The organism is Mitsuaria sp. TWR114 (genome assembly GCF_007997345.1).
The window spans coordinates 1-4206 of record NZ_VOSR01000295.1; the positions used below are offsets into that span (position 1 = coordinate 1).

Consider the following 4206-nt stretch of genomic DNA (forward strand, 5'->3'; position numbering starts at 1 on the left):
GTCGGCTGGCCCGCGGGCGGCAAGCCGCAGGCGGCGCCCGGGCTGGCGGTCACGCGCTTCGCCGACAAGCTGGACCACCCGCGCTGGCTGCACGTGCTGCCCAACGGCGACGTGCTCATCGCCGAGACCAACGCGCCGGAGCGCCCCGACGACGGCAAGGGTCCCAAGGCCTGGATCACCAAGCAGTTCCAGAAGAAGGCCGGCGCCACGCCCAAGAGCGCCAACCGCATCACGCTGCTGCGCGACACCGACGCGACGGCGTCGCGACCAGCGCTTCGCTTTCGCCGAGGGCCTGAACTCGCCCTTCGGCATGGCGCTGATCGGCAACAACTTCTACGTCGCCAACACCGACGCGGTGGTCCGTTTCCCCTACGCGAGCGGGCAGACCCGGTTGGCCGGCGCGCCGGTCAAGGTGGCGGACCTGCCGGGCGGCACGATCAACCACCACTGGACCAAGAGCCTGATCGCCAATGCCGAGGGCACCAAGCTCTACGCGGGCATCGGTTCCAACAGCAACATCGCGGAGAACGGCCTGGAGAACGAGCAGCGTCGCGCTGCGATCCTGGAGATCGACCTGCAGAGCGGCGCCTCGCGCGTCTTCGCCTCGGGGCTGCGCAACCCGGTGGGCCTGGCCTGGGAGCCCACCAGCAAGGCGCTGTGGGTGGCGGTGAACGAGCGCGACGAGCTCGGCGACGACCTCGTGCCCGACTACATCACCTCGGTGCGCGACGGCGGCTTCTACGGCTGGCCCTACAGCTGGTACGGCCGGCACGTCGACGAGCGGGTCAAGCCGCAGCGGCCGGAGCTGGTCGAGCAGGCGCTGGTGCCGGACTACGCGGTCGGCGCGCACACGGCCTCGCTGGGGCTGGCCTCGGCGGACGGCAACAAGCTGACGCAGGACTATGCGCACGGCATGTTCATCGGCCAGCACGGCTCCTGGAATCGCAAGGTGCCCGCGGGCTACAAGGTCGTCTTCGTGCCCTTCGTCGGCGCCAAGCCCAGCGGCATGCCGATCGACGTGCTGACCGGCTTCCTCGACGCCAAGGGCCAGGCGATGGGCCGGCCGGTGGGCGTGGCGATCGATCGCCAGGGCGCGCTGCTGGTGGCGGACGACGTCGGCAACGCGATCTGGCGCGTGACGGCGGCCGGGGCGGCCGGGCCTCGCGCGGCCTTCCCGGCCGCGGCCGGCGCGGCCAGCACGCCGCCCAGTCCGGCCGCCAGCAAGGGGCGGCGGCGCACGGCGGGCGCGGCGCCGGATCGGATCGTCTTGGTCATGTGATCTCCCTGGTCGACGAAGCGTCGATTGGAACGGCCGGCAGGGTAACCGGCTATTCGTCACTCCCGGGTGTCAGGGCGTGTCTCTAAACGTACTGCGCCGCCGCATGCGCCGAGGCCCAAGCCCACTGGAAGTTGAAGCCGCCCAGGTGGCCGGTGACGTCCAGGACCTCGCCGATGAAGTACAGCCCCGGCGACTTGAGCGATTCCATGGTCTTGGACGACACCTCCTTGGTGTCGACGCCGCCCAGCGTCACCTCCGCGGTGCGGTAGCCCTCGGTGCCCGCCGGCACCACCTGCCAGGCCGACAGGCGCTGCGCGATCTGCTCCAGCTCCGCGTGGGCGTACTGCTTGATCGGCTTGGAGACGAACCACTGCTCCGCGATCAACGTCGCCATCTTCTTGGTGAACAGCTCGGCCAGCAGCGTCCTGAGCTCGGCATTGGGCCGGTCGTTGCGCTGCTGCGCCAGCCAGGCAGGAACGTCCAGGTCGGGCAGCAGGTTGATCTCCACCGCCTGGCCCGGCAGCCAGTAGGACGAGATCTGCAGGATCGCCGGGCCGCTCAGGCCGCGGTGCGTGAAGAGGATGTTCTCGCGGAAGCTCTTGCCGTTGCAGCTCACCAGGCAGTCGACCGAGGTGCCGCTGAGCTCGTTGCACAGGTCCTTGAGCTGGTCGGTGATGGTGAACGGCACCAGCCCGGCCCGCGTCGGCAGCAGCTGGTGACCGAACTGGCGGGCCACCTGATAGCCGAAGCCGGTGGCGCCCATGGTCGGGATCGACAGGCCGCCAGTGGCGATCACCAGCGACTGGCACTGCGTCGGCCCCGCCGAGGTCTCTAGCCGGTAGCCGCCTTCCGTCTTCTCGATCCGGTCGACCGAGGTCTCCAGCATCGGCGTGATGCCGACGGCCTCGCACTCGGCCAGCAGCATGCGCAGGATGTCGATCGACTTGTTGTCGCAGAACAGCTGGCCCAGCTTCTTCTCGTGGTGCGGGATCTGATGCTTGTTGACCAGCGCGATGAAATCCCACTGGGTGTAGCGCGCCAGCGCCGACTTGCAGAAGTGGGGGTTCTGCGAGAGGAAATTGGCCGGCTCGGTATAGAGGTTGGTGAAGTTGCAGTTGCCGCCGCCGGACATCAAGATCTTCTTGCCGGCCTTGTTGGCGTGATCCACCAGCAGCACGCGGCGGCCGCGCTGCCCGGCCAGCGCGGCGCACATCAGCCCCGCGGCACCCGCGCCAATGATCACGACATCGGTGTCCCGCACGTCCTGCACACACTTCCCTTCGACCTGTGAATCCTTGCCCGGCGGCGCGCGGAGGGCGCATCGCGGCGGGCGCGGGAGCTTAACGCATCCGGCTCCCCGCCCTCGCGCCGCCATGCCGGATCTGAATAGCAGCTAGTCCTGGCCATACCTAGGACGATGGGGCCGGGCTGTCCACAATCCGCCGCAGCCGATAGAAAGACCCCCATGATCATCGACGTCCACGGACACTACACGACGGCCCCGGCGGCGCTGGGCGCCTGGCGCGACCTGCAGGTCGCCGCGCTCAAGGACCCGGCGAAGGCGCCGAGCGCGAGCGCGCTGAAGATCTCCGACGATGAGCTGCGCGAGTCCATCGAGACCAACCAGCTCAAGAAGATGAAGGAGCGCGGCTCGGACCTGACCATCTTCAGCCCGCGCGCCAGCTTCATGGCGCATCACATCGGCGACTTTCAGACTTCGTCCACCTGGGCGGCGATCTGCAACGAGCTCTGCGCGCGGGTGGCGGCGATGTTCCCGGATCACTTCGTCGGCGCCGCGATGCTGCCGCAGAGTCCCGGCGTCGATCCCGCGAGCTGCCTGCCGGAGCTGGAGAAATGCGTCCGCGACTACGGCTTCGTCGGCCTCAACCTGAATCCCGATCCCTCCGGCGGCCACTGGACCAGCCCGCCGCTCACCGATCGCCATTGGTATCCGCTCTACGAGAAGATGGTCGAGCTGGACGTCCCCGCGATGATCCACGTCAGCACCAGCTGCAACGCCTGCTTCCACACGACCGGTGCCCACTACCTGAACGCCGACACGACCGCCTTCATGCAGTGCCTGACCGGCGACCTGTTCAAGGACTTCCCGACGCTGAAGTTCCTGATCCCCCACGGCGGCGGCGCGGTGCCCTACCACTGGGGGCGCTTCCGCGGGCTGGCGCAGGAGCTCAAGAAGCCGCTGCTCGACGAGCACCTCCTGGACAACATCTTTTTCGACACCTGCGTCTATCACCAGCCCGGCATCGACCTGCTGACGAAAGTGATCCCGGTGAAGAACGTGCTCTTTGCGTCCGAGATGATTGGCGCGGTGCGCGGCATCGATCCCGAGACCGGGCACTCCTACGACGACACCAAGCGCTACATCGAGGCCACGCCGCACCTGAGCGACGCCGAGCGGCACTTGGTCTACGAGGGCAATGCGCGCCGCGTGTTCCCGCGGCTGGACGCGCGGCTGAAGGCGCAGGGGCGCTGAGACGCGCCCAGGGACAAGCGCCAGCCGCCCCGCCTGCTGCGACACTCCCGGGCATGCTTTCTGCTTCGTGCCTGGGATGAGCGCCACGCCCAACGACCCCACCCCGCCGTCCGCCGCCGCATCCGCCGCCGCACCCGCCGCCGTCGAGCCGCTCGCCGACCTGGCGATCCGCTCGCACACGCCCTTCGAGGATGCGCAGGCGATCTTCACCGGGACGCTGTTCGTGTCGCTGGCGCTGATCCTGTTCGCGCAGGTCGGGCTGCTGACCGGCGGCACCGCGGGCGCGGCCTTCGTGCTGCACTACGCGACCGGCGTCAGCCTGGGCAAGCTGTTCTTCCTGATCAACCTGCCGTTCTACTGGTTCGCCTGGACCCGCATGGGCCGCGAGTTCACGCTCAAGACCTTCGTCTCGATCGCGCTGCTGTCGGTGATG

Annotated in this window: 3 protein-coding genes and 1 pseudogene; 3 read left to right on the top strand and 1 reads right to left on the bottom strand. The window is 68.7% G+C overall.

All coding sequences use genetic code 11. From position 1 onward, the window contains the following. Positions 1–1147 (top strand): annotated as a pseudogene (locus tag FUT87_RS12225) (PQQ-dependent sugar dehydrogenase); the annotation flags it as partial. 214 nt (positions 1148–1361) lie between these two features. On the opposite strand, the gene FUT87_RS12230 reads toward FUT87_RS12225, so the two are convergent. Beyond that, entirely contained in the window at positions 1362–2540 is a 1179-nt protein-coding gene (locus tag FUT87_RS12230; protein WP_147241190.1) for an NAD(P)/FAD-dependent oxidoreductase, read from the bottom strand. Positions 2541–2744: 204 nt separating this feature from the next. On the opposite strand from FUT87_RS12230, the gene FUT87_RS12235 reads away from it, so the two are divergent. Then, positions 2745–3773: an amidohydrolase family protein gene (locus FUT87_RS12235; RefSeq protein WP_091727526.1), complete on the top strand. Its 1029-nt coding sequence runs from the start codon at positions 2745–2747 to the stop codon at positions 3771–3773. A 76-nt stretch (positions 3774–3849) separates the two neighbouring features. Beyond that, the coding region (locus tag FUT87_RS12240; protein ID WP_186830499.1) for a YitT family protein at positions 3850–4206 on the top strand (357 nt) is incomplete at its 3' end.

Excerpts from the sequence above, each read along its gene's own strand:
- FUT87_RS12235 (WP_091727526.1), top strand. The coding sequence starts at position 2,745 with ATGATCATCGACGTCCACGGACACTACACGACGGCCCCGGCGGCGCTG.